General features: G+C 42.9%; 22 protein-coding genes. 13 read left to right on the top strand and 9 right to left on the bottom strand.

From position 1 onward, the window contains the following. Positions 1-138 precede the first annotated feature (138 nt). Together G509_RS0113315 and G509_RS0113310 are read right to left on the bottom strand one after the other, a co-directional pair. Positions 139-744, bottom strand: a complete 606-nt coding sequence (locus tag G509_RS0113315; RefSeq protein WP_051200214.1) for an FMN-dependent NADH-azoreductase — start codon at positions 742-744, stop codon at positions 139-141. A gap of 169 nt (positions 745-913) precedes the next feature. After that, positions 914-4,732: a glycosyl hydrolase gene (locus G509_RS0113310; protein WP_026991984.1), complete on the bottom strand. Its 3,819-nt coding sequence runs from the start codon at positions 4,730-4,732 to the stop codon at positions 914-916. Positions 4,733-5,305: 573 nt separating this feature from the next. Here G509_RS0113310 and G509_RS0113305 point away from each other — a divergent pair. Continuing rightward, positions 5,306-6,604: a GAF domain-containing sensor histidine kinase gene (locus G509_RS0113305; RefSeq protein WP_026991983.1), complete on the top strand. Its 1,299-nt coding sequence runs from the start codon at positions 5,306-5,308 to the stop codon at positions 6,602-6,604. On the opposite strand, the gene G509_RS0113300 is transcribed toward G509_RS0113305, so the two are convergent. The 3 genes from G509_RS0113300 to G509_RS0113290 all read right to left on the bottom strand — a co-directional run bounded on the left by G509_RS0113300 (position 6,601) and on the right by G509_RS0113290 (position 8,282). Next, complete coding sequence (locus G509_RS0113300; protein ID WP_026991982.1) at positions 6,601-7,542, bottom strand: cation diffusion facilitator family transporter; 942 nt, start codon at positions 7,540-7,542, stop codon at positions 6,601-6,603. The two genes, G509_RS0113305 and G509_RS0113300, sit on opposite strands and share 4 nt — an antisense overlap. Before the next feature lie 70 nt (positions 7,543-7,612). Then, on the bottom strand, positions 7,613-8,032 hold the full coding sequence (locus G509_RS0113295) for a hypothetical protein (protein WP_026991981.1): 420 nt from the start codon (positions 8,030-8,032) through the stop codon (positions 7,613-7,615). Positions 8,033-8,078: 46 nt separating this feature from the next. After that, positions 8,079-8,282 (bottom strand): hypothetical protein, encoded by a 204-nt coding sequence (locus tag G509_RS0113290; protein ID WP_026991980.1) that lies wholly within the window; start codon positions 8,280-8,282, stop codon positions 8,079-8,081. A gap of 292 nt (positions 8,283-8,574) precedes the next feature. Between G509_RS0113290 and G509_RS0113285 the strand changes: the two genes are divergently transcribed. After that, positions 8,575-9,093: a PPC domain-containing DNA-binding protein gene (locus tag G509_RS0113285; protein WP_026991979.1), complete on the top strand. Its 519-nt coding sequence runs from the start codon at positions 8,575-8,577 to the stop codon at positions 9,091-9,093. Positions 9,094-9,188: 95 nt separating this feature from the next. On the opposite strand, the gene G509_RS0113280 is transcribed toward G509_RS0113285, so the two are convergent. Next, positions 9,189-10,244 carry a beta propeller repeat protein gene (locus G509_RS0113280; protein ID WP_026991978.1) on the bottom strand — a complete coding sequence of 352 codons (1,056 nt, stop codon included), beginning with the start codon at positions 10,242-10,244 and terminating at the stop codon, positions 9,189-9,191. A gap of 93 nt (positions 10,245-10,337) precedes the next feature. On the opposite strand from G509_RS0113280, the gene G509_RS0113275 reads away from it, so the two are divergent. Continuing rightward, a complete protein-coding gene (locus G509_RS0113275) occupies positions 10,338-10,958 on the top strand; it encodes an NUDIX hydrolase (RefSeq protein ID WP_026991977.1) in 621 nt (206 codons plus the stop codon). Between the two features lie 48 nt (positions 10,959-11,006). On the opposite strand, the gene G509_RS0113270 is transcribed toward G509_RS0113275, so the two are convergent. Further along, positions 11,007-11,366, bottom strand: coding sequence for a DUF983 domain-containing protein (locus tag G509_RS0113270; RefSeq protein WP_026991976.1), 360 nt, complete (start codon positions 11,364-11,366; stop codon positions 11,007-11,009). A gap of 191 nt (positions 11,367-11,557) precedes the next feature. On the opposite strand from G509_RS0113270, the gene G509_RS0113260 reads away from it, so the two are divergent. The 10 genes from G509_RS0113260 to G509_RS23560 all read left to right on the top strand — a co-directional run bounded on the left by G509_RS0113260 (position 11,558) and on the right by G509_RS23560 (position 22,185). After that, a complete protein-coding gene (locus tag G509_RS0113260; RefSeq protein ID WP_026991974.1) occupies positions 11,558-12,436 on the top strand; it encodes an AraC family transcriptional regulator in 879 nt (292 codons plus the stop codon). 111 nt (positions 12,437-12,547) lie between these two features. Then, entirely contained in the window at positions 12,548-13,765 is a 1,218-nt protein-coding gene (locus G509_RS0113250) for an RsmB/NOP family class I SAM-dependent RNA methyltransferase (RefSeq protein WP_026991973.1), read from the top strand. A 111-nt stretch (positions 13,766-13,876) separates the two neighbouring features. After that, the gene (locus G509_RS0113245; protein ID WP_026991972.1) at positions 13,877-14,509 is read left to right on the top strand and encodes a GldM family protein; all 633 of its coding nucleotides are present in this window, start codon (positions 13,877-13,879) and stop codon (positions 14,507-14,509) included. A 140-nt stretch (positions 14,510-14,649) separates the two neighbouring features. Continuing rightward, entirely contained in the window at positions 14,650-16,074 is a 1,425-nt protein-coding gene (locus G509_RS0113240) for an L-serine ammonia-lyase (RefSeq protein WP_026991971.1), read from the top strand. 225 nt (positions 16,075-16,299) lie between these two features. Next, the gene (locus G509_RS0113235; RefSeq protein ID WP_026991970.1) at positions 16,300-16,605 is read left to right on the top strand and encodes a hypothetical protein; all 306 of its coding nucleotides are present in this window, start codon (positions 16,300-16,302) and stop codon (positions 16,603-16,605) included. 3 nt (positions 16,606-16,608) lie between these two features. Continuing rightward, positions 16,609-17,691: a DNA topoisomerase IB gene (locus G509_RS0113230; RefSeq protein ID WP_026991969.1), complete on the top strand. Its 1,083-nt coding sequence runs from the start codon at positions 16,609-16,611 to the stop codon at positions 17,689-17,691. Positions 17,692-17,789: 98 nt separating this feature from the next. Next, positions 17,790-19,043: a Na+/H+ antiporter gene (locus G509_RS0113225; RefSeq protein WP_026991968.1), complete on the top strand. Its 1,254-nt coding sequence runs from the start codon at positions 17,790-17,792 to the stop codon at positions 19,041-19,043. Positions 19,044-19,089: 46 nt separating this feature from the next. Next, positions 19,090-20,361, top strand: coding sequence for a T9SS type A sorting domain-containing protein (locus tag G509_RS22110; protein WP_051200212.1), 1,272 nt, complete (start codon positions 19,090-19,092; stop codon positions 20,359-20,361). A 55-nt stretch (positions 20,362-20,416) separates the two neighbouring features. Further along, the gene (gene dnaX, locus G509_RS0113215) at positions 20,417-21,502 is read left to right on the top strand and encodes a DNA polymerase III subunit gamma/tau (protein ID WP_026991967.1); all 1,086 of its coding nucleotides are present in this window, start codon (positions 20,417-20,419) and stop codon (positions 21,500-21,502) included. 56 nt (positions 21,503-21,558) lie between these two features. Continuing rightward, positions 21,559-22,185: a DNA polymerase III subunit gamma/tau gene (locus G509_RS23560; RefSeq protein WP_242604833.1), complete on the top strand. Its 627-nt coding sequence runs from the start codon at positions 21,559-21,561 to the stop codon at positions 22,183-22,185. Here G509_RS23560 and G509_RS22105 read toward each other — a convergent pair whose 3' ends face one another. Next, the gene (locus G509_RS22105) at positions 22,186-22,611 is read right to left on the bottom strand and encodes a MepB family protein (RefSeq protein ID WP_242604832.1); all 426 of its coding nucleotides are present in this window, start codon (positions 22,609-22,611) and stop codon (positions 22,186-22,188) included. 89 nt (positions 22,612-22,700) lie between these two features. Continuing rightward, entirely contained in the window at positions 22,701-23,981 is a 1,281-nt protein-coding gene (locus G509_RS0113200; RefSeq protein ID WP_026991965.1) for a glycosyltransferase family 4 protein, read from the bottom strand. Positions 23,982-23,989 lie beyond the last annotated feature (8 nt).

Here is a 23,989-nt window from a genome sequence, read left to right as displayed (position 1 = left end):
ATGGGCTAAATTATTTTAATGTAGCGGTTAGCAGAGATAGCCATTAAAATGTTTTTAACGACATGTCCACTCTGCCTTAAACAAAAAAAAACCGGAGCACTACACCCCGGCCTTTCCTATATAAAACAGAACAATTATTTAGAAATCAAATGCCTCTACCAGCCCGAACGCTTTGGCAACGGCAGCATCGGTATTATCTGGGTAGTTAACACCTTCTAACCTAAAGGTGGTAACATCGGTCATGCCTAAAAAGCCTAATGTTGTGCGCAGGTACGGTTCGGCAAAGTCATAGCCCGTCATATGGCCTTCCGAATATATACCACCCGAAGCAACCGCTAAAAATACTTTTTTACCGGTTACAAGGCCTTTAGGGGTTCCGTCAGCATAGCTAAAGGTAATACCTGCCCTGCAAATATGGTCTATCCACGATTTTAGGGTAGATGGTATGCCGAAATTGTAAAACGGCACGCCAATTACAATCACATCCGTATCAAAAAGTTCGGCGACAGCGATGTTAGAGTGCTTAATGGCTGCCTTATGCGCTTCGGTATGGTTTTCGGCCGGGGTAAAGAACGACTGTATGTGCGTCTCCTCTAAATGCGGAAAAGGGTTGTGCGCCAAATCGCGGGTTAGCACGGTGGTATCGGGGTGTACTTTTTTTATGCTTTCTATAATGGCATTAGATAGTTGTATGCTATACGATGCATCTCCTTTAATGCTGCTTACAATATTAAGTAGTTTCATAATTTAAAATTCGTTAATAGATTTTAAAACAAAACTATGTCTAATACTAAGCGGTATTTAACTACTATCGTAGCTGATAGTCCTATCATTAAGGGAAGCAACTACATTATAAACGCAAACAACCCCACTTTTTAGGTGGGGTTGCTTAACAAAATTGGTCTATATAAAGTTACTCGACAGCAAGCTTAAAGGTTTCCTGGCCTACGCGAACAAAATAAACACCGCTGGCAAAGCCTTCTATGTTTATCTGGCTTTCGCCCTGCTTAACAGCCTGTTGCTTAATCAGGGCGCCGTTTACGTTATATATGGCTACATCGGCATCTTTATCTGTTACCACATTGATTAAGTTGTGTGCCGGATTAGGATAGATCTGGGTAACACTGGTAAATGAGCCCGAAACCTCATCGGTTTCCTTCTCTCCCGTGCCTAAATTACCAAAACGCAGCCCGCTACCTACATTGCCCACATTAAACCAGTTAAGGTTAAAACCGCCCACGTTAGCTTTTACACGTAGCGTTTGGTTACCTGCCGGTAATGTTACCGTACCGTTTACGGTTTGCCATGTTTGCCAGCCGCCGGTATTGGTTAGCGTGTAAGTGCCCACTGCATTGCCGTTACTAAGTAGCTGAATACTTGTACCGGTATACGGACTCGATATCCTGAACTGTACCGGATAGCTGCCTGCCGTAGGTGCATACACCTGGTAGTCCATATAATCGTTGGTATCTATGTAGCCCACATTTTGCCCTGCACCGGTATCTGAAGTAGTTTCTAACTGAACGCCGCTTTGTGCAGTATACGATTCGGCCTGAATTTGTGCCGGTAACGTTACAAAATTGGTAGTTGGCGTAGAGGCCGCGCTACCGCACACTTCGAATTCGTAAATAGAATAACCGTAAGGTATGGTGCGTGCTGTGCCTATCATGCGCAGGTATCGGTAGTTGGCATTTACGTTAGTTATCACATCGGTACGTGCTCCGGCTGCCATATTGGTTTTTGTTGCAACGGGGGCCCATGTATTTCCGTCTACAGATCCGCTAAGGGTGTAGTCTTTAGCGTTGGCGGCCTCCCAGCTAAGGGTAATGGCGTCTACGTGCGATGACACACCAAGGTCTACCGTAAGGGTTTGAGGGTCGGCAAAGGCACTTTCCCAACGTGAGCCAAGATTACCGTCTATAGCCGCAGCGATGCTGTTGCCGCCCGATGTTGCTGTTGCCGCAACGGGAGCCAGGCCATAGCATCCGGTTGGCTGCTGCCCTGTTGTTGGCAGCGACGGATATGTTACCATAGTGTAAGCCGGTACCGTAAAGCTACCCACTACCCCATTGCTCGAATTATAAATAGTACAGGTTTTTGCGGTAGCTGTTGGGTTATACGCCACGGCATGGCTAAAGGTGCCGTTAACCTCGAACGTGCTGCTTGTAGGGAAGTTGGTCCTGTAGTTAAACGAGAAATCGCCCAGGTTTTGGTTGGCATGGGTGTAATAGTACGTCATTCCCGCAGCCTCATAATCCATAATATAATCGGGGCTTGTTGGCGCAAGGGCAAGGTTATCTTCCATAAATCCGGCCACATATTCCGGGTCGTACAACTGGCGGAAACCAAGGGCTACATGCGCCCAGTCGTCGCCAAAATCAAGTTCATTCTGGTGGCCGTCTATAGCGGCCGATTCGGTCATCATATCAGCGTACTCCCCTGCCGCCCATTGCTTATCTCGGGCAAGGTATTTAAACCCTGGGTTAACAGGCAGGTATTGTATACCATGAATGTGTACAGGGCTGGCGCTAAAGTACGTACCATACGCAAAGCCCTGGTTAGAGAGTATCCCCACTACATCGTGCGGGTAAGCCGCCGGGAGGTTGCGGTTTTTCCAGTCGAACCAATATTCAAGCGTAGCAAAAGATTCGGTGGTGTAACCAAAAGCACCAACATCTCTAATAGACTCATCGTTAAGCATATCGCCCAATAAAAACAAGCCTGTCCACGATTGCATGGCTTCAGATGTCGACTCCTGGTTATTACCTGTAGAAGAGCTGGTGCCACCTGCATAGCTGTGGCCTATCCAAGGGTCGAACGTTCTTAGGTACGGCAAAAAAGTATCGTTACGGTTCCAGTTGGCGTATTGTTGGGCCACGAGTTTAATCATAGGTCCGTAATCGGTTAAAAACTGCGGGTCTACCATACCATACATGGCACATGCCTGTATTAAATAGCCGTAGTGAAAATGGTTGTCTGTAAATTGCGATGACCCGTACGACTCGTTAAAGCCCACAATGGCTTTCCAACGGTCGTAGCGTGCAAAGAATTTCTCCGTTTCGCCCGGGGTGTAGGTTAGCCAGTTAATCAACGACTCTTTGGTTTTTGCCTTTAGCGATTCATACGCCTGATGGTTAACCTCTTTAGCCATAAGCATGTATTTAGCATAATTTACAAGGTCTTTACCACCCCAGTAGGTATCGCCGCCATAACCTTGCTTTTTAGAAAAATTGGTAAGCAGGTTAAACATAACATCGGCGTCATACGGGTGCGCATCGGCACTGTTGCTGTAAGGCGAATTGTATGAGGGGATGATTCCGTTAAAATCGTACGTAAACGTAAAGCTCTTGCCGTTGGCGGTTTTTAACGTACCACGAGGGCTAACATACGTTGGCGTATTAAAGTTTACGGTATTGGCTGCATTGTAATACAAATGCGGAAGGAAACCCTGCACGGTATTGCCGTTAGCCTGCCCTTTTAGGTTGGCGGTGGTAATATTCCATGTGGTGGCTACCTTACCGGTAGCTGCTGTATAATCATAAAGCACCTGTGTATTGGTAACGCGGTTAAAAGCATAGGTCTCATACGTAGTAAGCTCGGCAGGATTGTGCAAAGCCGATACCACAAAATAGCTGCCGCCGTTACCTGTGTTGATTACTAATTTTTCGAACTGCGATGCATCCGATGCCCAGCGCGTGCCGGTATTGCCATCGGTAAGGCTGGTGGCAAAATAATTAGCCTCTGTAGAGGCTGCCGTTGCCGTTTTATTTAAAGACAGCAGTGTGGCACCGTTAAATATCGATACCTCCCAAAGCGAATACGCATAGATGGTTCCCCGTTCGTTAAACACTACCCTAACGTAGCGGCCCGATGTGTTAAGGGTAATATCATCAATACCTCCGTTACCATTGGTTTCGGTAGCTACAGATGTCCATGTACTGCCGTTGGTTGAAACCTGTATGCCATAGCCTTTGGCAAAGGCAGCCTCCCAATTTAGGCTTACTTTGGTAATGGGCTGCGTGCTGCCCAGGTCTATTTGCACATACTGCTGGTTTTGTATCTCTGCCGATGCATTGCCCGGCAGGTGTACGCCCATATAGCGCCCATCGGTTTGCACCACAAAAGAGCTTGTGGTAGGAAACTGCACCGCAGTGCCCGCCGCCGTAAGGTACGATGCCCCTGCATCAAAAGAAAGCTCCGGGTTAACGCCCTGGGTTTGCAGCCATACAAACGGTATGCCGTGTGCCATGGTAACATCTATGTTTTTGTTGTGGGCTGCATCGGGTATGCCCATTACCACGCCCCAGTCGCTCCAGTCTTTAGCAATGGCTTTCTCCGGCGTGTAACCCGTGGCTTTAATCATCATACTGCCACCGTAAACAATGTTGCTGCCATCGGCACTAAAACTGTTGGGGAAAAAGATACGCGGCCCGTAGCTCTCGGCATCTACCATTAACGGATAGGCCCACAACAGGCCGCTATACTGCTCTACCAAAAGGCTCGTCCACCAGTCGTTAGTGGGTATTGGGCGGGTTTCGCCGGGTTGTACATAAATGGTCTGGGTATTGATGAAGGGGAAGATGTCTCCCACGCCATCTTCATTCCAGTCGATGTCTTCAGCTGCGGGTACAGCACTGGCATAACTGCCCGAACCTACCGCCACCGGTGTTTGCGCATTGGCCTGCCATAAACCTAAAGCAAGCGCAGCGGCACACAAATAAATGTGTTTCATAATAGTAAATTTTAAATGTTAATAATTGGATGGTCTAAAAATATTCAAATTCTGAATTCGATATTCAATTGCTAAATGCGCTGACGAATTGATATTTACAGCAAGGTTGAATTACGAATTTATCAAACAATGCAATGCATTTTGCTAACGTAATGTTAAAGAAATCTAAATGTGTAGCGTTGTATAGGTAGCAGCAGCGTAAGTAATTAGCTATAAAATACAGCAATTTAGCTGCCTAACTGTGTTTGCGGAGGTATTAGATAAAGCACTGGTTGTGTATACATCAACCGGAATTTTAAATTTTACATCGGTGTAGTGAGATGTGTTGTATAGGTGCGGATGCATTTCGTCGGGATATTTTGGTTTTTGATAGAAATACACGTGTGGTAAGAAAGAGTGCGGAGAGCGATTTTTGCCTGAAAATGCTATTTGCCGGTTAAAATTTTATAATTCTTAACTTTTATTGGTATTTATTTAGGGCAATACTATAACATCACTTCTTAATTATATAAGTGTATGCGTGTACAATTAAAAAATAAATAGTAATTTTAAGCATTGATTTTATCTACAAGAATGGCCGACGAAAATTTTCAGGAAGATATAGATAACATAGGGCAGATTCCTATAATTACCCAATTATTAGATGTTATATGCCAGACCACAGGCATGGGCTTTGCTGCAGTTGCAAGGGTAACCGAAGAGCGCTGGATTACCTGCACCGCCCGCGATGACATTGGTTTTGGACTTAAACCCGGCGACGAGCTGGAAATTAAAACTACTATTTGCAACGAAATAAGGGAAAATAACAAACCTGTTATTATAGACCACGTTGCTAAAGACCCTTTGTTTTTTAATCATCATACCCCTTTGCAATACGGTTTTGAAAGTTATATTTCTATGCCTATTATGCGTAAAGACGGTACTTTTTTTGGGACGTTGTGCGCCATAGACCCTGCCCCTCATTTTGTGAGTTCGCCGCAGGTTACGGGGATGTTTACGCTTTTTGCCGATCTTATTTCGTTTCACTTAAGTGCAGTTGAATCGGGTAAAAAGACGGAGACATTGTTGCAGGAAGAAAAAGCATTTAATGCCGAACTCGAAAAACAGGTACAGCTACGCACCCTGGAGCTTGAAGAGAACAACACTGCCCTGGAAAAAATGAATAAGGAACTACAGGCTTTTGCCTACATTTCCAGTCACGATTTGCAGGAACCCCTTAGAAAGATACAAACTTTTGCCGCTGTTATAAGCGAGCGCGAAAGTAAAAATTTAAGCGAAACCGGTAAAGATTACTTTAAGCGCATGCAAAATGCTGCAGCGCGTATGCAAACGCTTATTAACGACCTGCTGGCCTATTCTCGCACTAATACAACCGACCTTAATTTTGAGGATACCCACCTTAACGATATTTTAAAAGAGGTAAAACTGGACCTTAAAGAAGAGTTGCACCATAAGAATGCGGTTATAGAATCGGACAAAATGTGCAGGGCAACTATTATTCCGTTCCAGTTCAGGCAACTGCTTTATAATATACTGGGCAATTCGCTTAAATTTTCGAGTCCTGAGAGGCCTTTAGTCATTAAAATACACAGCGTGATCGACTTCGGAGAAAACCTGGACAACCCTAAATTGATACCCAACAAACAATACTGCCACATACGTATTGAAGACAACGGCATTGGCTTTGACCAAAAGTACAGCACCCGCATTTTCGAACTCTTTCAGCGCCTGCAGGACAGGCAGCAGTTTAAGGGTACAGGTATTGGTTTAGCCATTGTAAAACGTATTGTAGAAAACCACAACGGCCTTATTACCGCACATGGAGAAATAGATAAAGGCGCACGCTTTGATATTTACCTGCCCGTTAATTAATCCACAGCATCTACCATCCAGGGGCGTTCGCGGCCATCAAAGTTCTTGGCCTCAATGTATATTTTCTTTACGTTAGGAAAAGCCTCCTTTATCTGGTCTTCCAGCTTTTTTATGGTGCCAAACAGCTCGTTAACCGTCATAACCTTATCAAATTCTACATCTAAAGCCAGTAAAATTTCGTTGGGTGCCAGGTGCATGGTTAACGGAAAATACAGCGTTTTTACCTTGGGTTCTTTATTAACCAGATCGTAAATACCGGTAACAATAGCCCTGTCGGCGCTTTCGCCTACAAGTAAGCCCTTGCTTTCTTTAACCATAGTAATGGCTACAATAATAAGCACTACACCAATAAGCATCGATGCCAGTGCATCGAACAACGGGTTGTTAAAGTAGTGCCCCAAGAACACACCGGTTAACGCTATAAGCAGGCCGGCAATAGCGGCGCTTTCTTCGTAAATAACAGCAAATAAGGCGGGGTCTTTGCTCATGCCAACCTCTTCCCAAAAGCCAAGCTTGCCTCGGCCTTTGTTAAACTCGCGCACCGCATATATTAACGATGCCCCTTCAAAACACATAGAGGCTACAAGCACAATGTAGTTCCAAAACGGGTCTTTTAATTCTTCAGGGTGCTGTATGTGGCTGATACCTTCGTAAACCGACATACCCCCACCCAGCGAAAACACCAGTATGGCAACAATAAGCGACCAGAAGTAAATTTCTTTACCGTGCCCAAAAGGGTGACCCCTGTCGGGTGGGCGCTGGCTGCGTTTCATTCCCAAGAGTAATAGTAGCGAGTTACCGCTGTCTACCGTGCTGTGTATCCCTTCAGATATCATAGCCGAACTACCTGTAATAGAGGCTGCCACAAATTTTACAACGGCAATGCCCAGGTTAGCGGCCAGTGCGCCATATATAGCTATTTTAGAATTTCCGGTCATAGGTGTGCTTTAAGAAAAAATCCCCAATACCTTGCATGATACCGGGGATGGAAATATATTTAGTAATACATTAATTGGTGTAACGTTCGTTGCTTTCTTCAAAATCTTCATCGTCTGTAGAGATCGACTGGTTTTGGTCTTCATCCAGGTCTACGTTATCTTCTAAAATATAATCGTCCTGGTTAAAAGCATCGGAGTTTTTGCTGTTGCCGCCGTCTTCGCTCCACTCGCCATCGCTGCCTTCAGAATCGTAATTCCTTTGGTCAGAATTAACAGTTGGGTCAGTCTCATCAGTGTATTGCACGCCCGGCTGCTCCATAGCAAGATACTTATCAGTATCGTCTATATCATCGGTGTCGTCTGTATCTTCAGCATCCTGATTTACATCATCGGCAGAATCGGCATTAAATGCGCTTTTACCTGATGCGTTATCCTGTCTGTAAGCACTGCCAGATTGCTCGTCTTCGGCATTTTTAGGTTGATTGTTCATAGCTTTTTTATTTTTTAGTTTGTGTGGAGTTTGTTTGTGTGGAGTTTTAGAACATAAGCAAAGAGCCAATTTCGTTAAGCCTTAGCAGCTTTACGTTGGTTAGTAATAAGTTTTTTAATAAAAGGCTGCACGAGGTTTCTTCGGCTTCTTTAACTTCTCTGGCTTCATTTTCAAATTCGGCGGCTGCCATATTGTAGTGAATGGCATTAATTGCGTCGCCATTTTCCTGTGTTGTTGCTATGTGTTGCATAGTGATAAGTATAAAAGGTTATAAGGCGTTTTCCGTTCTCCTAAATTACTTATTAATCTTATAATTATACCATAACACAGTATTAAATTAATGCCAATTTACAGAGAAAGGCGCTGAGAGGCTAAGGTTCTTAGTACCTTAAAACTGCTTATTGCTTCATTTGGAACAAATTAAAAAAAACCTCAGCACCTTAGTACCTAAACCCCTCAGCAACTCTCTCCTTAATTAACATAGCTTTAGCGTGCTCCTATACGCTTGTTTTTTAATTTAGGGCTATCAAAACCAACTGATTATGAAATTTCTTAAACTACGCTATGCCCTACTTCTTATATTTATGGCTGTAACTATTGCCCACGCACAAAAAACACAGCCTAACATTGCACGGTACACCAAAGTGCCGGCAGGGTATTTAATGGTGTTGCGCCAGGGCGACGATATACTTAAAGAAATAGAAGCTTTGGCTGTTGCCGAAAATATACCGTCGGCCACCTTTACGGGAATGGGATTTGTGAATATTACTTTTGGCTTTTTTGATTTTAAGACCAAAAAATACGATCCGAAGGATTTTAAAGACATGGAACTTGCAAGCCTTACCGGCAGTATTGCCTGGCAAAATGGCAAACCCAGCATACATGCGCACGGCTTAGTTACCGGCAAAGATTTTATGGCTTATGGCGGCCATATTTTAAACGGAACCGTTTCTACCGGATCTGTAGAGATTATGTTTACCGTACACGACAAAAAACTGGAACGCATTATGGAGCAGCCCCTTGGCGCCAATGTGCTTTGTGTAGGCAACTGCGAACATTAGATTTGTTTCAGGTTTAAAGTTTCAGGTTGCCACTCAAGCCTTTAACTGTATAGCAGACCCGCTAAGGAACTTGAAACTTTAAACCTGAAACAAATCTATTTCAACCTCACTCTGATTATTTTCTCCTGCCCTGCGGCTATAATAGTCCTGGCATCTTTAAAGGTAAAGGTGTTAAGCGTGGTATCGTCCAGTATTTTTTTCCAGGTAGTGCCACGGTCAAAACTGTACCAAACTCCTGTTTTGCCAACGGTAACCAGCTCGTTACCGTTGCTGTTAGGTACAAACTGCACGCACGACGCATAGCCGAAACCCACCTTTTCGCCCACCAGCTTCCATGTTTTGCCACCATCTTCGGTAAGTATTTTGTTGCCGGAGTTTTGTTCCGCTTTTTCATAATCGCCGCCCACCGCAAAACCAATTTTATCATCGTAAAAGTCGGCGCCAAAAATACCTGTCATCTCTTTACCCTGAACAATTGGGGTATCAAAAACCTCCCAGTTTTTGCCCTTATCTTCTGAGTAATAAATACGCGATTTCTTGCCGCCCGATGCTATCCAGGTTTTATCGCCCTTAATTACAATGTTGGTATTACTGGCCGCAAAGGCATTTTCGCCATCGGCAGCCTTGGGCATATTTCTGGCTGGTTGTTTGGTCCATGTTTCGCCGCCATCTTTGGTGGTTAGTACAGATAGTGCACCATCCATAGCATCGCCCATGGCAATACCCTCTTTATCGTTATAAAACTTTAGGCAATCGTAAAAAACCTTCTCGCCACTCTCGGTATATACCAGGTTATTGCGCTTGCCATCTTTAGAAATTTTGTACAGCAGCGCCGGTGTGCCCACACTCAGTATAAAAACACCGTTTGGCGTTTGTGCCAGGCTCCTGAATTCGGGTAACAACGTGTCTTTAGCAATAACACCGCTAAAATCTTTGCCGCCGTTTAACGATACCCAGCCATATTTGCCATTGTTGCCGGCATACCAGGCAAGGTCGTTATCTATTGCCAGTGCACGAATGCTAATATTGTCCTGCAGCAGCGTATCGGCCGTTGCGGTTGTAAAAGAGGCTTTGTAGTCTTTTTTCTCCTCTTTATTACAAGATATAAACAAGGCAGTAGCAAATAGCACAAGCAGCAGGCGGTTTTTCATGGTTTGGATGGGTTTAAAAAGCTAAGATAATAATTTTAGTATTGATGCGCAGTTTAAAGGTTTTTATATATTTACAAAACCAATACCTTATACATGCACACCATACTGGACCAGATAAAGAGACTAAAAGCCCTTGCCGATACCGGCTTTTTATACTGCACTAACGATTACGACCGCGAGCGCTATACCGAACTGCACGAAATTAGCATTGACCTGATGAGCCAAATTAGCGGTAATACTACCGAGACGCTTAACGCGATGTTTGCACCGGTTACCGATTACCCCACCGTTAAGACCGATGTTAGGGCATTGGTGCTTTCGCCCGATAAAAAGCAGGTGCTGCTTGCCCGTGAAAGCGCCGACGGCAAATGGTCGTTACCTGGCGGCTGGGCCGATGTAGGGCAGACTCCCCGTGAGGTTGCCGCCAAAGAAGTGAAGGAAGAAACCGGCATTGACGTTGTGCCTAAAGCACTCCTGGCTGTGTTTGATAAACGCATGCACCCCCACCCACCGCAGCCTTTTTATGTATACAAAATGGTTATTTTGTGCGAGGCTACGTCTACACAACTAACTAAAGGTTTTGATGTGCTTGATGCCCAATATTTCGGCATTGATGCCTTGCCGGAACTATCGGAAGACCGCATACTTAAAAGCCAGATTGACCTTGTGTATCAAAAAGCGATTACTAACGATTTTGAGGCGTATTTTGATTAGCCTCCAAAAATATAACGGTCTAACCATCTAAAAATCCAATGATCCAACTTATACCTGCCTGTTCTTACCATCGAGCAGATATATCCATATCATGCGCGACAGCCTGAAGTTAAAAGTGCTAAGCAACACGGCAAGTGTGGCAATTATAGCCATCATACCCCCAAAGCTTTTTACAAAAAACTGGGCAACCAGAAATACGCTTATCATTTCGGCAACGGTAAGGCCATAACTAACGTACATGGATCCAAAAAAGTAGCCGGTTTCTTTTTCAAACTTATGTCCGCAGCACGGGCAGTTGGCATTCATGGCTGGCATCCTGAAAAGCAGCGGGTTACCTTTTTTAGCAAATACCTGTCCTTCTCCACATTTAGGACATTTTTCTTCTAATATATCTTTAAATTGCGACATGATGTTTTTTATTCAAATGTACGATACATAAGAGGGTAAAGTCAATGGCATAAGTGCGCAAAAATTTGTACTTTTCGGACATCAAAAACATAACACAAAGATTCACAAAGAAGGCACAAAGATTCGCCAAGACTAAAACTATGGCTTTGTGTGCCTTTGCGCCTTCTTTGCGAATCTTTGCGAAATAACTCATGAAAAAAGTTAACGTATTAGATATAGCCCAGTTTCACGATCACGACAGTGCCGAAGATTTTTATGCCAATACTTTAGAAGATCATTTGGTAACGCGCCATAAAGACATTGCGCTGCCGCATTCGCATAACTTTTACCTTGCTGTGTTATTTACGCACGGCAGCGGCATACACGAGGTAGATTTTACAAGCTACACCGTACAACCCGGCGCGCTGTTTTTTCTCAACCCCGGGCAAACCCACCATTGGGAGTTGTCTGATGATGCTCGCGGCTACATATTTTTCCATACCCGGGCATTTTACGAGCTACATTACACCCAAAGTAAGTTAGGGCAATTTCCGTTTTACTATAGCATGCACAATACGCCCTGCATTTACTTAAACCAAAGTCCAAAAGTGAAAATTCAAGGGTTATTTGAGTCGGTTTTGCAGGAAAATACATCGGTCCAAAATCTAAAAACACATGCCCTTGTAAGCCTTATAGACCTTATTTACATACACAGCACCCGCCTGTATCAGGAGCAAAATCCGGCAGCGGTAGACAGCCACAACGGTTACTATTCCAAGTTCAGGCAACTGGAGGCATTGGTAGAGCAGCATTATAAGGAGGAGAAATCGCCATCGGCATATGCCTCTATGATGGCCATGACTGCCAAGCACTTAAACCGTATAACGCAGCAGGTATCGGGCAAAACGGCTACCGATGTTATTTTAGACAGGGTACTTTTAGAGGCTAAAAAAGAACTGGTACTGCAACGTGGTAGCTTTGCCGAAATTGCCCATGCCCTTGGTTACGAGGATTATGCCTATTTTTCGCGCCTTTTTAAAAACAAAACTGCCGAAACACCCTCAGGGTTTTTGAGCAGGTACGGCAAGTAATTTAATGATTAATCATTTAATATTTAAAGATTTAGGCCTTATAAATACCTTCAAAAATTACATTAAAAACATACGTCAAAAAATAGTACCTTTGCAGCTCAATTTTTTACAATGAGATTACACAGAAATTTATGTTTTACGGTTATAGATTCGTTAGGATTTGTTTTTAACGATGGCGAATATGCCGATAAGGTTGTGGCCCGCGCCTTAAAAAAGGATAAACGCTGGGGCAGCGCCGACCGTAAGTTTGTGGCTGAAACTATATATGAAATTGTTCGTTGGAAGCGTTTATATACTGAAATTGCAGAGGTTAGAGAGCCTTACGACCGCGATAACCTATGGCGCATTTTTGCTGTCTGGGCTGTACTTCGCGGCGTAACCCTACCCGACTGGAAATACTTTGAAGAAACTCCTGTGCGCCGTATAAAAGGCCGTTACGATGAGCTTTCTAAGATAAGAAAATACCGTGAGTCTATTCCGGATTGGATGGATGAGCTTGGTGTTAAAGAACTTGGCGAAGAAAAATGGGAGAAAGAACTGGCTGCTCAAAACGAGCAGGCCAAGGTTATACTGCGTGTAAACACCCTTAAAACTACCCGCGAAAAGCTACGTGCCATACTGATGGACAGCAACATAGATACCGAAATTTATAAAGAATACCCGGATGCGCTGGTACTTAAAGAACGCGCCAATGTGTTTTTAACCGATGCATTTAAAGAAGGCTTTTTTGAGGTTCAGGATGCATCATCGCAACTTGTGGCCCGCTTTCTTGAGGTTGAGCCCGGTATGCGCGTGGTAGATACCTGTGCCGGTGCCGGCGGTAAAACGCTGCATATGGCATCGCTTATGGAAAACAAGGGCCAGCTAATAGCTATGGACCTTTACGAAAGCAAGCTTAAGCAGCTTAAAATTCGTGCTAAACGCGATGGCGCATTTAATATAGAGTACCGTATTATAGACAGCACCAAGGTTATTAAAAAACTGCACGAAAAAGCCGACCGTGTGCTTATAGATGCCCCTTGCAGCGGTTTGGGCGTACTTAAACGTAACCCTGACAGTAAGTGGAAACTTCAGCCGGAATTTATAGACAACATCAGGAAAGTTCAGGCCGAAGTGCTGGAAAGCTATTCTAAAATTGTTAAACCGGGTGGCAAGTTGGTATACGCAACATGCTCTGTATTACCATCTGAAAATCAGGAGCAGGTTAAAAAATTCCTTGCTACCGAAATTGGCCAGGAATTTACCTTTGTAAAAGAAAACAAAGTACTGGCATCGGACAGTGGCTTTGATGGATTTTATATGGCCTTAATGGAAAGAAAAAACAAGTAATCAGTCTTGACCTATTTATACAAAACCTCCCAAAACGGGAGGTTTTTTGTGGGTGTATGTGTAATAATACTACTATAATTTTAGTTATGTTTGTAAGATAACTTCCTCCTTATGAAATTATTGACCTTTATTATATTGCTATTCATTAATTTTTCGGCCACAGCCCAACCTGATACTAATCTATCTGTAATTTCTGTAGAAAAAGTAAGTACTGTTTATAGGGGTATAAATAATTTAATAAAAATCGCTGTACCGGGTTCTAAATCATTTACTGCGACAGCCTTTGGTAATTTAACGAAAAAAGATAGCATTGGTAATTATACCTGGAATGTATCAACAGTAGCAGGAACAAAAGCAGTAATTAAAATTGATGCACAAATGGTAGATGGTAGCAATCTTCATGAAGAGAAAGAATATATTCTTCTTTCATTAAATAAAATAAAAACAATATTAGATGGCAAAAATTATATAGATTATAATCTTGAACTTACAAAACAGGAATTGATTGATGCCACGGTTGGAATGAAGATTGATGATTGTTATATTGATAATGGGATTATACCCACAACGGGGTTTTTTATTGAGTTATCAAATAAAGAGTTTTTAATTGTTGAAGGAAACAAAATGAATAGCGAAGCTATCAAAAAAATAAAAACCTTACGAAAAGGTAAAACTATTACAATATATGCAGATAATGATTATGAGTTAAGGCCTCTGCCTGTTAAAATAACCCTCACAGATTAACCCAAAACCCCTAAACCCCAACCCTAACTCTCCAAATTATCATATCAATAAATTTTATTCTATATCGTTATAGTATTGGTAATTTATTTACTTTTGCGGGCAGCAAATAAACTATCTTTGCAACAAATTGCGCTATTGCTATGACCGAATGTATTTCTGTATTTGATATGCTTAAGATTGGCGTTGGCCCATCGAGCTCGCACACTCTTGGCCCATGGCGTGGTGCCGAACGCTTTTTAAAAGAACTTCGTGAAGAAGGTATTTTTGAGGCTGTAAACCGCGTTCGTGTAGACCTTTACGGCTCGCTTTCGCTTACCGGTAAAGGCCACGCTACAGATCTTGCCGTGATGCTTGGCCTTAGCGGCGCCGACCCGGAGTATGTGCCTATTGAGAGTATTTCGGGCATTATAGACGATATCAATCTGCAAAATAAACTCAACCTGGGTAACGAGAGGGTAATCGACTTTACCATTTTTACCGATATTATTTTCAACAAAAATTTCCTGCCTTTTCACGCTAACGGCTTTACGTTTACTGCCTATACTAACAAGGGCGAATATACATCGACCTTCTATTCTATTGGTGGTGGTTTTGTGGTTAAAGAAGAGCGCATTATAGCCAAAGAAAAACAACTTTTAAAGGGAGCTTTCCCCTTCCCTATAGATAAGGCAGATGAGCTGCTTAACTATACCATTTCAGAAAATAAAAAGATATCTGAAATTGTATATGAGAACGAAAAATCCATCCGCACCGAAGCCCAGATAGACCACGAGCTAATGCGCGTTTGGAACACAATGCTGGAGTGTATGTACACGGGTGCCCATACCGAAGGGATACTGCCCGGAGGGTTAAATGTGCGCCGCCGTGCTTTTGATATGCACAAAAACCTTATTGGCGACAAACCCTACAATTCTCCGCAGGAATGGCTGGAGGTTATTCGTAATACCGAGGTAAAATTCAGGCAGATCTTAAAATGGGTTAGCTGTTTTGCCCTTGCGGTTAACGAGGTTAACGCGGCTCTTGGCCGTGTGGTTACTGCCCCTACCAATGGCAGTGCAGGTGTTATACCGGCCGTTTTAATGTATTATTTAGTTATAGAAAACCACGATGCCGATGAGCGCCACATTAAACAATTTTTGATGGTTGCCGGAGAAATTGGCAGTATCTTTAAAAAAGGTGCAACCATATCGGCCGCTATGGGCGGTTGCCAGGCCGAAATTGGTGTATCGTCTGCAATGGCGGCGGCTGCTTTGTGCGAAGTTATGGGTGGCACACCGGGGCAATGCCTTATGGCTGCCGAAATTGCTATGGAACACCACCTTGGCATGACGTGCGACCCTATTGGCGGCCTGGTGCAAATACCTTGCATTGAGCGCAATACCATGGGTGCAATTAAAGCTATTAACGCTGCAGAATTGGCTATGGAGACTGATCCGCGTAATGCCAAAGTACCTTTAGATAAGGTGGTTAATACCATGTGGCAAACGGCTAAAGATATGAATAACAAATACAAAGAAACATCTGAAGGTGGCTTGGCCGTTGCTGTTAACAATGCCGATTGTTAGTTTTCAAATAGGCAGTGGCAGTAGTCTGTTTACAGTACCTAACACTTCAAATAAATATAATTTTAGCCTGCTTTTTAAGCGGGCTTTTTTGTTTTATGCTCTTACCCAGACTATAAACTTATGTGTAAAATTGTAGTATAATGTTTAACATTTCGTTGGCTGCGTTCAAGTTATGAAATCTCTAATTTTAAGTAACTAAAACAAACTAACATAAAACACAAGATCATGGACAGACAGATGTATCATTATGCAACGGTTTCTAAAGCCTTGCAAGAACTGGCAGAAAAGGGTTATACCACCGATTTTAACCTTGAAGAAGACCGTATTAAAGCAAATTATAAAGACTTTGAAATTATGGAGATTTATCGTTACGAGGGCGAAAGCGATCCGGGCGATGAGGCTACCGTATATGGCATTAAATCTAAAGACGGACAAAAAGGTGTTTTTGTTGCCGGCTACGGTGCTTTTTCTGAAAACAGTGCCGCTAAATTGCTTGATACAATGAGTATTCAGGGAAGGTCTCAGGGGTAACCTATGAACAGGCTGCAAAAAAAACTGGAAAAAATAGGGAGCGACCCTAAAACAACTGCTAAAGCCGTTGGACTTCGCTATTCTCTAAAAGCCGATAAAGGTTTTTACAGAAAACGCAAGGCCAGTGGCTTTACTTATATAGATGAAGCCGGTAAAACGGTTAAAGATAAAGATGCGCTGGAACGTATTAAAAAACTGGTTATCCCTCCCGCCTGGGAAAATGTATGGATATCCCCCTTCGAAAATGGTCACTTGCAGGTTACAGGTAACGATGTTAAGGGCCGCAAGCAGTACCGCTACCACCCTAACTGGAACAAAATACGCAACCAAAGTAAATTCTTTCGCTTGCGCAGGTTTGCCCTGGCTTTACCAGGCATAAGAGAGCAGGTAGACAGAGACCTAAACCGTAAGGGCCTGCCGTACGAAAAGGTTGTGGCACTGGTGGTAAAGCTTATAGAGCTCACCAATATTCGTATTGGCAACGATGCCTATAAAAAATTATACGGATCATTTGGATTAACTACCCTTCGCGATAAGCACGTTAAGTTTGACGGCGCAACTGTATTGTTCGATTTTGTGGGTAAAAAAGGCGTTAAGCATAAAATAAAACTGCAAAGCCGCAAAATGGCCAATCTGGTTAAAAAATGCCAGGACATACCGGGCCAGGAATTGTTTCAGTATTACGATGATGATGGCGGCCACCATACTATTGGGTCGGCAGACGTTAATGGGTATCTTAAAGAAATTACCGGCGAAGACTTTACCGCAAAAGACTTTAGGGCATGGGCAGGCAGCCTTAATGCGCTGTGTGCCTTTCAGGAAGTTGGCGAGCATACCAACATAACCGATTTTAAACATAAAGTTGTTGAAGTACTGGATGTTGTTGCAGGCAAATTAGGTAATACACGTACCGTATGCAAAAAATATTATGTACACCCTACCGTTATTGCCGCCTACGAAAAAGGTACTATCTGGAATTACAATATAACGGTAACTGAGAAAGACAACGCCGGAGAACTGAACCCGCAGGAAAAAACACTGCTGGAATTGCTATCTACCGAAGATATAGCCGAAGTGATTGGCTAATTACTTAAGATCTAAAAAATTGAAGATTGAAAAACACTTTTGGTTTTGTACTTTTACATTAATCACTAAAATTTCAATCTTCATTTTTTAAATCTAATATGGAAAATTACACGGTAGTTTTATTTATACTCGCCATAATGATAGGCCTTTCGGCTCTTGCCGATAAACTAAAACTCCCCTACCCCATATTGCTTATTATTGCAGGTATTGCCATTGGCTTTGCCCCATCAGTACCTAAAATTGAGATAAACCCCGAGATTATTTTTCTTATTTTTCTGCCGCCTTTGCTGTACGACGCTGCTTTTAATATTTCCTTTAAAGATTTTAAAACGCATATAAACACCATTGGTACCCTTGCCATATCGCTGGTATTTTTAACCACCGTAGGCATTGCAGCCGTTGCTTATTACCTTATCCCGGGCATGACCTGGCCACTGGCTTTTGTGCTGGGTGCTATACTATCTGCTACCGATGCCGTTGCTGCCATAAGCATAACCAAGGGCCTGGGGCTATCGCATAAAACTAATACCATATTAGAGGGAGAAAGCCTTATTAACGATGCATCGGCACTGGTAGCTTACCGTTTTGCCGTAGCTGCCGTTACTGGTACTGCTTTTGTATTATGGAGAGCAACTTTAGAATTTGTACTGCTCCTTGGCGGCGGTTTTCTGGTGGGTTTTGTAATGGCGCGGCTTGCCTTTTTGTTAAAGTTTATAAAGGGTAACACCATCGTAATCATCAGCTTTTTGCTGCTGCTGCCATTTGTAACCTATCTTGTAGCTGAAGAATTCCACGTATCAGGAGTAATAGCGGTGGTAACATTGGGGCTGTCTATAGCGTTTGTAAGCAACAAGGTTTTTCCGGAACACCTTAAAAACCAGTCAAAAAACATTTGGGACATCATAATATTTATGCTTAACGGACTCATTTTTATACTGATAGGGCTGCAGTTTCCGTATGTATTAAGCAACATTCCACGTCAAAGCGTGGGGCCTTATTTAATATATGCGTTGCTAATTACCGTGGTAACACTACTAATACGCATGCTTAGGGTCTTTATGCAAAAAATGAACCTGCAAAAAGCTTTTTCTATGAAAAAGAGAAAAATATCCGAAGAAGCCCTGCTGGACTTTCGCAACAGCTTAATTATTAGCTGGAGTGGCATGCGCGGCATAGTATCACTTGCCATTGCCATCGGTTTACCAAAAACACTGGAAGATGGCACACCCTTCCCGCTTCGTAACGAAATCATATTTATATCGGTAGCGGTGGTATTGTTCACGCTTATCGGCCAAGGACTTACATTACCCTTGATCGTGAAAAAACTTACTTCAAGAAAAAAAATTAAATGATATTGTATAACTTCGTGAAAATTTCCTACAGTAAATACATCCAATCATGAAAAAATACTTACTCTTAGCAATTTTACTATCTGCAAAGGTTACAGCCCAATATGCCGACCCTAATTTTCCTAAACCAACATCGGGTTACGGTGCAGATGGCAGCCACTCTATAGCCACTACAACATTCAATAACCCTTATTTTGACGGGCATAATATTGTAATTTATTATCCAGCAGATGTAACAACACCGGTACCCACAATATTTTACAGCCATGCTTATGGTGGCAACGATCCAGACAATATAAGCGGCGTGTTAGAATTTATTGCCAAAAAAGGATACGCCGTAGTCTTTGTGCCTTATCAAACGGCAAACACTACAACTACGCCACAACGTTATGCCAATTTAATATCCGGTTTCAGGCAGGCTGCTTTTGATTATCCTGATATTATAGACACTACCAAAGTGGGCTTTTTAGGGCATTCGTTTGGTGGTGGTGCTTCTTTCGCAATAGAAACAGAACTTTCTCAAATTGATGGCTGGGGCAGCAACGGCCGTTTTATTTATGCTTTGGCACAATGGTATTCGTATAATTTAGCCGATTCCCTCAATATAAGTTTACCAACCGATACCAAAGTGCTTATCGAAATTTTTAATGATGATGAAACTAACGATCATCGTATGGCAATTGATGCGTTTAACAACATAAATATTGCTGCTTCAGAAAAAGATTTTCTGTTAGTATCGTCTTCAATTGTAAATGGCTATGATTATGAGGCCGTCCATAATTTGCCAAGTACATCGAGCACAACGGCAGCTTTTGATGCGCTCGATTATTATGCCTATTACCGCCTGTTGGCTGCTCTTTGCGATTATACGTTTAACGGAAGCCTGGTTGGCAAAAATGTAGCACTTGGCCACGGTAGCCTTGCTCAGGTTACCATGCCAACCGGTATGGGTAATTTACAACAATATAGCAGCCCTACCGTAGTTTATCCTGAGGAAAATTATGAGTTTCCATGCTCTAATGACGAATTAAACCCCCGCCACGAATACTGCCCTGAAAGTACCGAACTTGGATTAGTTATGGATACTGCAGACCATAGTAAAAGTGCAGTAACCTTATATCCAAATCCTGCCGATACCGCTTTATTTATCCAAACTCAGCAACAAAATGGCTTGCAGGTGGCATTGTATAACAATCTGGGCCAGCAAATAAATGCATACACATCTGCTACAAATAATCTTACAATAAACGTAAGCAATTTACAGCGTGGCGTTTATTTTATTTTGGTAAACGGGACACAACAAAAGTTTATCAAGATATAGTAGTTGCGCCCTTAAATAACCACTAAATGCTTTATATTTGCAGCAAGCAAAATTTATGGAACAGTTTATAGTATCGGCCCGCAAATACCGCCCGCAAACATTTAAAGATGTTGTGGGGCAGCAGGCTATTACCAATACGCTGCTAAACGCCATAGAAAGCAACCACCTGGCACAGGCATTGCTGTTTACGGGTCCGCGTGGTGTAGGTAAAACTACCTGTGCACGTATATTAGCCCGCAAAATTAACCAGGAGGGTTATGATGACCCTTACGAAGATTTTGCTTTTAACGTGTTTGAGCTCGATGCTGCCAGTAATAACTCGGTAGACGATATCCGTAGCCTTATAGACCAGGTACGCATACCGCCACAAACCGGCAAGTACAAGGTTTATATTATAGATGAGGTGCACATGCTCTCTCAGGCTGCTTTTAACGCGTTCTTAAAAACGCTGGAAGAGCCGCCAAGGCATGCCATTTTTATTCTTGCTACCACAGAGAAGCATAAAATTATACCTACCATATTATCGCGTTGCCAGATATTCGATTTTAAACGAATAACGGTTAAAGATGCTAAAGAGCACCTTGCCGAAGTGGCACGCAGCCAGGGTATTACTTTTGAAGATGATGCACTGCACATTATTGCCCAAAAGGCAGACGGTGCCATGCGCGATGCCCTATCTATTTTCGATAGGGTTGTTAGCTATTGCGGTACCAACCTTACCCGCCAGGCCGTTACCGAAAACCTGAACGTGCTTGATTATGAGTACTATGTTAAGGTAACCGACCTGATACTGGCTAACCGTATTCCGGATTTGCTGCTTGCTTATAACGATATTTTAGCTAAAGGGTTCGATGGGCACCACTTTGTGGCTGGCCTTGCCTCGCACTTTAGAGATTTGTTAGTTTGCCAAAACCCCGCAACACTGGTGCTTTTAGAAGCCGGCGAAGTTGCGCAGCAATTGTATGCTATACAGACCCAAAAAGCCAGTCAGGACTTTTTATTAAAGGGTATTGACCTTGCTAACGAATGCGACCTGAAATATAAGGTAAGCCAAAACCAGCGACTGCTTGTAGAGCTTTGCCTTATGCAGCTTGCCTCCATCACTTTTGATGGAGAAAAAAAAAAGTTGACGGGTTTATAATCCCACCCCACTATTTTAAGAATGTCACTACTGTTGCTCCACAGCCCACCGCTGAAGTGAGCCAGCCTGTTGCCGTTGTTTCTGAACCCTCCGTTACCAATACTCCTGAACCTGAAAAACCTGTTGGCCTTAGCCCATTACCCGTTAAAGAGCTTGAAGTAGACGAGCCCGAGGTAGTTAAACCTACTGTGGTTAGAGTTGAAGATAATGATGGCGAGGTTAAGGTATCGGCATTTTCGCTGGCCAGCATCCGTAAGAAAAAAGAGATGGAGCAAACGCAAAGGGCGCACTTAAACAACCCCGATGCACTGCCCCGTAATAGCTTTAACGAGACCGACATGCGCCTGCAATGGAACAAGTTTGCGCAACGCCTTAGCGATACCGGCCAGAAAATTATGGCTACTTATATGCAGATCAATGATCCGCACCTGCATACTGATGGGTTTACCATTAGGCTCGAACTACCTAACGAGGGTTCTAAAGTAGATTTTGATAACAATAAGCATGAGCTGCTGGGCTATCTTCGTGGCAAGTTGCACAACCATGATATTGTTGTAGAAACCCATGTTAATGAGATAGTTTCTACCAAGTATGCTTTTACCCCCGAAGAAAAATACGAAAAGCTAAAGGCCATGAACCCAGCTGTAGAGATATTGCGAAAAATGTTCGACCTGGATATATAATTATAAGTTATATAACAGCATAGCTTTTTCAACATCAAAAGCACCATCTTTAATTTCCAGAAAATAATCCAGTTGCCATTTTTGGGTACGAATAGCCTGCGTATTCTGGGTAATATCCCACGGTGGGTACACGCGTAAGGCACGCTTACCATCTTTACAATTGGTAGTAAACACGCCCTTTTTGGCAAGCACCTCTTTAGGAAATACAAATTGCCCGTAATGGCTGCCTTTCTGCACACTAATCACCACCCTGTCTATCGGGTCGGTAGCATCAAAAGGCATAATGGGGCCACTGCCAAGGCGTTTCCAAAGTGTTACAAACTGGCCTGTTTTTGTTGGTGTAATTTTAGCCGATCTAAACACTATACGCTTTCCGTTAAGGGTAAAAGTGTAGGCATTATAGTCTAAACTTTCCTTTTCGGGCACTGCATTATCAAATGTAAAAACTGCATTTATCGTAGAGTAATGCTTTAGTAATAAGGGGTTCAGAGTTTTGTGGCATAATAATAAATATATTACTGGCGCTTTAGTACTTCCGCAAGCCGGCCGGTAAGGCTCTTGCGCGAATACTGCTGCAAACCAATAGCATACGATTGCAAACTACCTTTTTGATACTGATCAAAATAGCCTAAAAGTGATTGCTTCAGCTTTTCTTTCTCTGAATAATTTAAAGCAATACCGGTGTTTGTTTGTTTTATGATCTCAGCATAATCTGCTCCCTGCGGACCAATAGCCACAATAGGCCTTTCGGACACCATATATTCAAACAACTTACCGGGTATAATGCATTTAGTCTCTTCGCTATCAATCTCTATCAACAGCAATACCTGCGATTTTCGTTGCTGGATTACCGCCTCGCTGTGCGAAACATAACCCAGGTTATTTACATAAGGGTTAAGCCCGAATTTATTAATACTATCTAAAACCTCACGGCTTACAGCACCTATTAGTTTTAATTGGAAATGAGCTTTAAAGTCGGCATTATCTGAAACCAGTTCGGCTAACGACTCCCATAAAATCTGTGGGTTACGCTCAGATAAAAACGACCCTATATGAGCAATGCTAAACTTCTCGTCTAAAGGCTGCTTGGCAATCTTTTCTACATCATAACCATTGGTTATAACCTCAATGGGTTTGCTGGTAAGTGCCTCAAATTCCTTTTTTGTAGTAGGGCTTGTTACCAAAATAGTATCGGCAGTGGTAAGCACCTCTTTTTCGAGCGCCTTATGTTTTGCTTCGGCAGAAGCCGATAACTTTAATTCTTTATGATAGCCAATGGTAGTCCACGGATCTCTAAAATCGGCCAGCCAGGTAACACCCAGTCGCTTTTTAAGCCCTAAACCAATAAGGTGCAGGCTGTGCGGCGGGCCGGTAGTAATAATGGTATCTATATTATTTTGTTTAATATAAGCCGACAAATACGCTATAGAGGGCTTAACCCACAACACGCGGGCATCAGGAATAAACAGGTTACCCCTAACCCACAGCATTAGGCGCTGTAAAACCGACTGCCTTTTTTTGTTTGGAATAATACCCGAACTTATCTTTTTGGTGTTGCCCTTAGAAAATGCCGCTGCCCAGGCATAAGGCTCCATTATCTTATGCTTTATAATAGTAGTATCGGGATTTACCTCATCCAAAAGGCCGTTATCTAATAATGGATAGGTAGGATTCTCGGGTATGTATACCACAGGCTCTATACCATAACCGGGCAGGTACTTAACAAACTTAAGCCAGCGTTGCACACCGGGGCCTCCCGCAGGCGGCCAGTAATAAGTTATTATAAGTACTTTCATTCTAAATT

It is taken from the genome of Flavobacterium subsaxonicum WB 4.1-42 = DSM 21790 (genome assembly GCF_000422725.1).
Taxonomy (GTDB): Bacteria; Bacteroidota; Bacteroidia; order Flavobacteriales; family Flavobacteriaceae; genus Flavobacterium; species Flavobacterium subsaxonicum.
The sequence above is the reverse complement of the archived record's forward strand: the minus strand, read 5'-3'. Positions and strand labels throughout refer to the sequence as shown.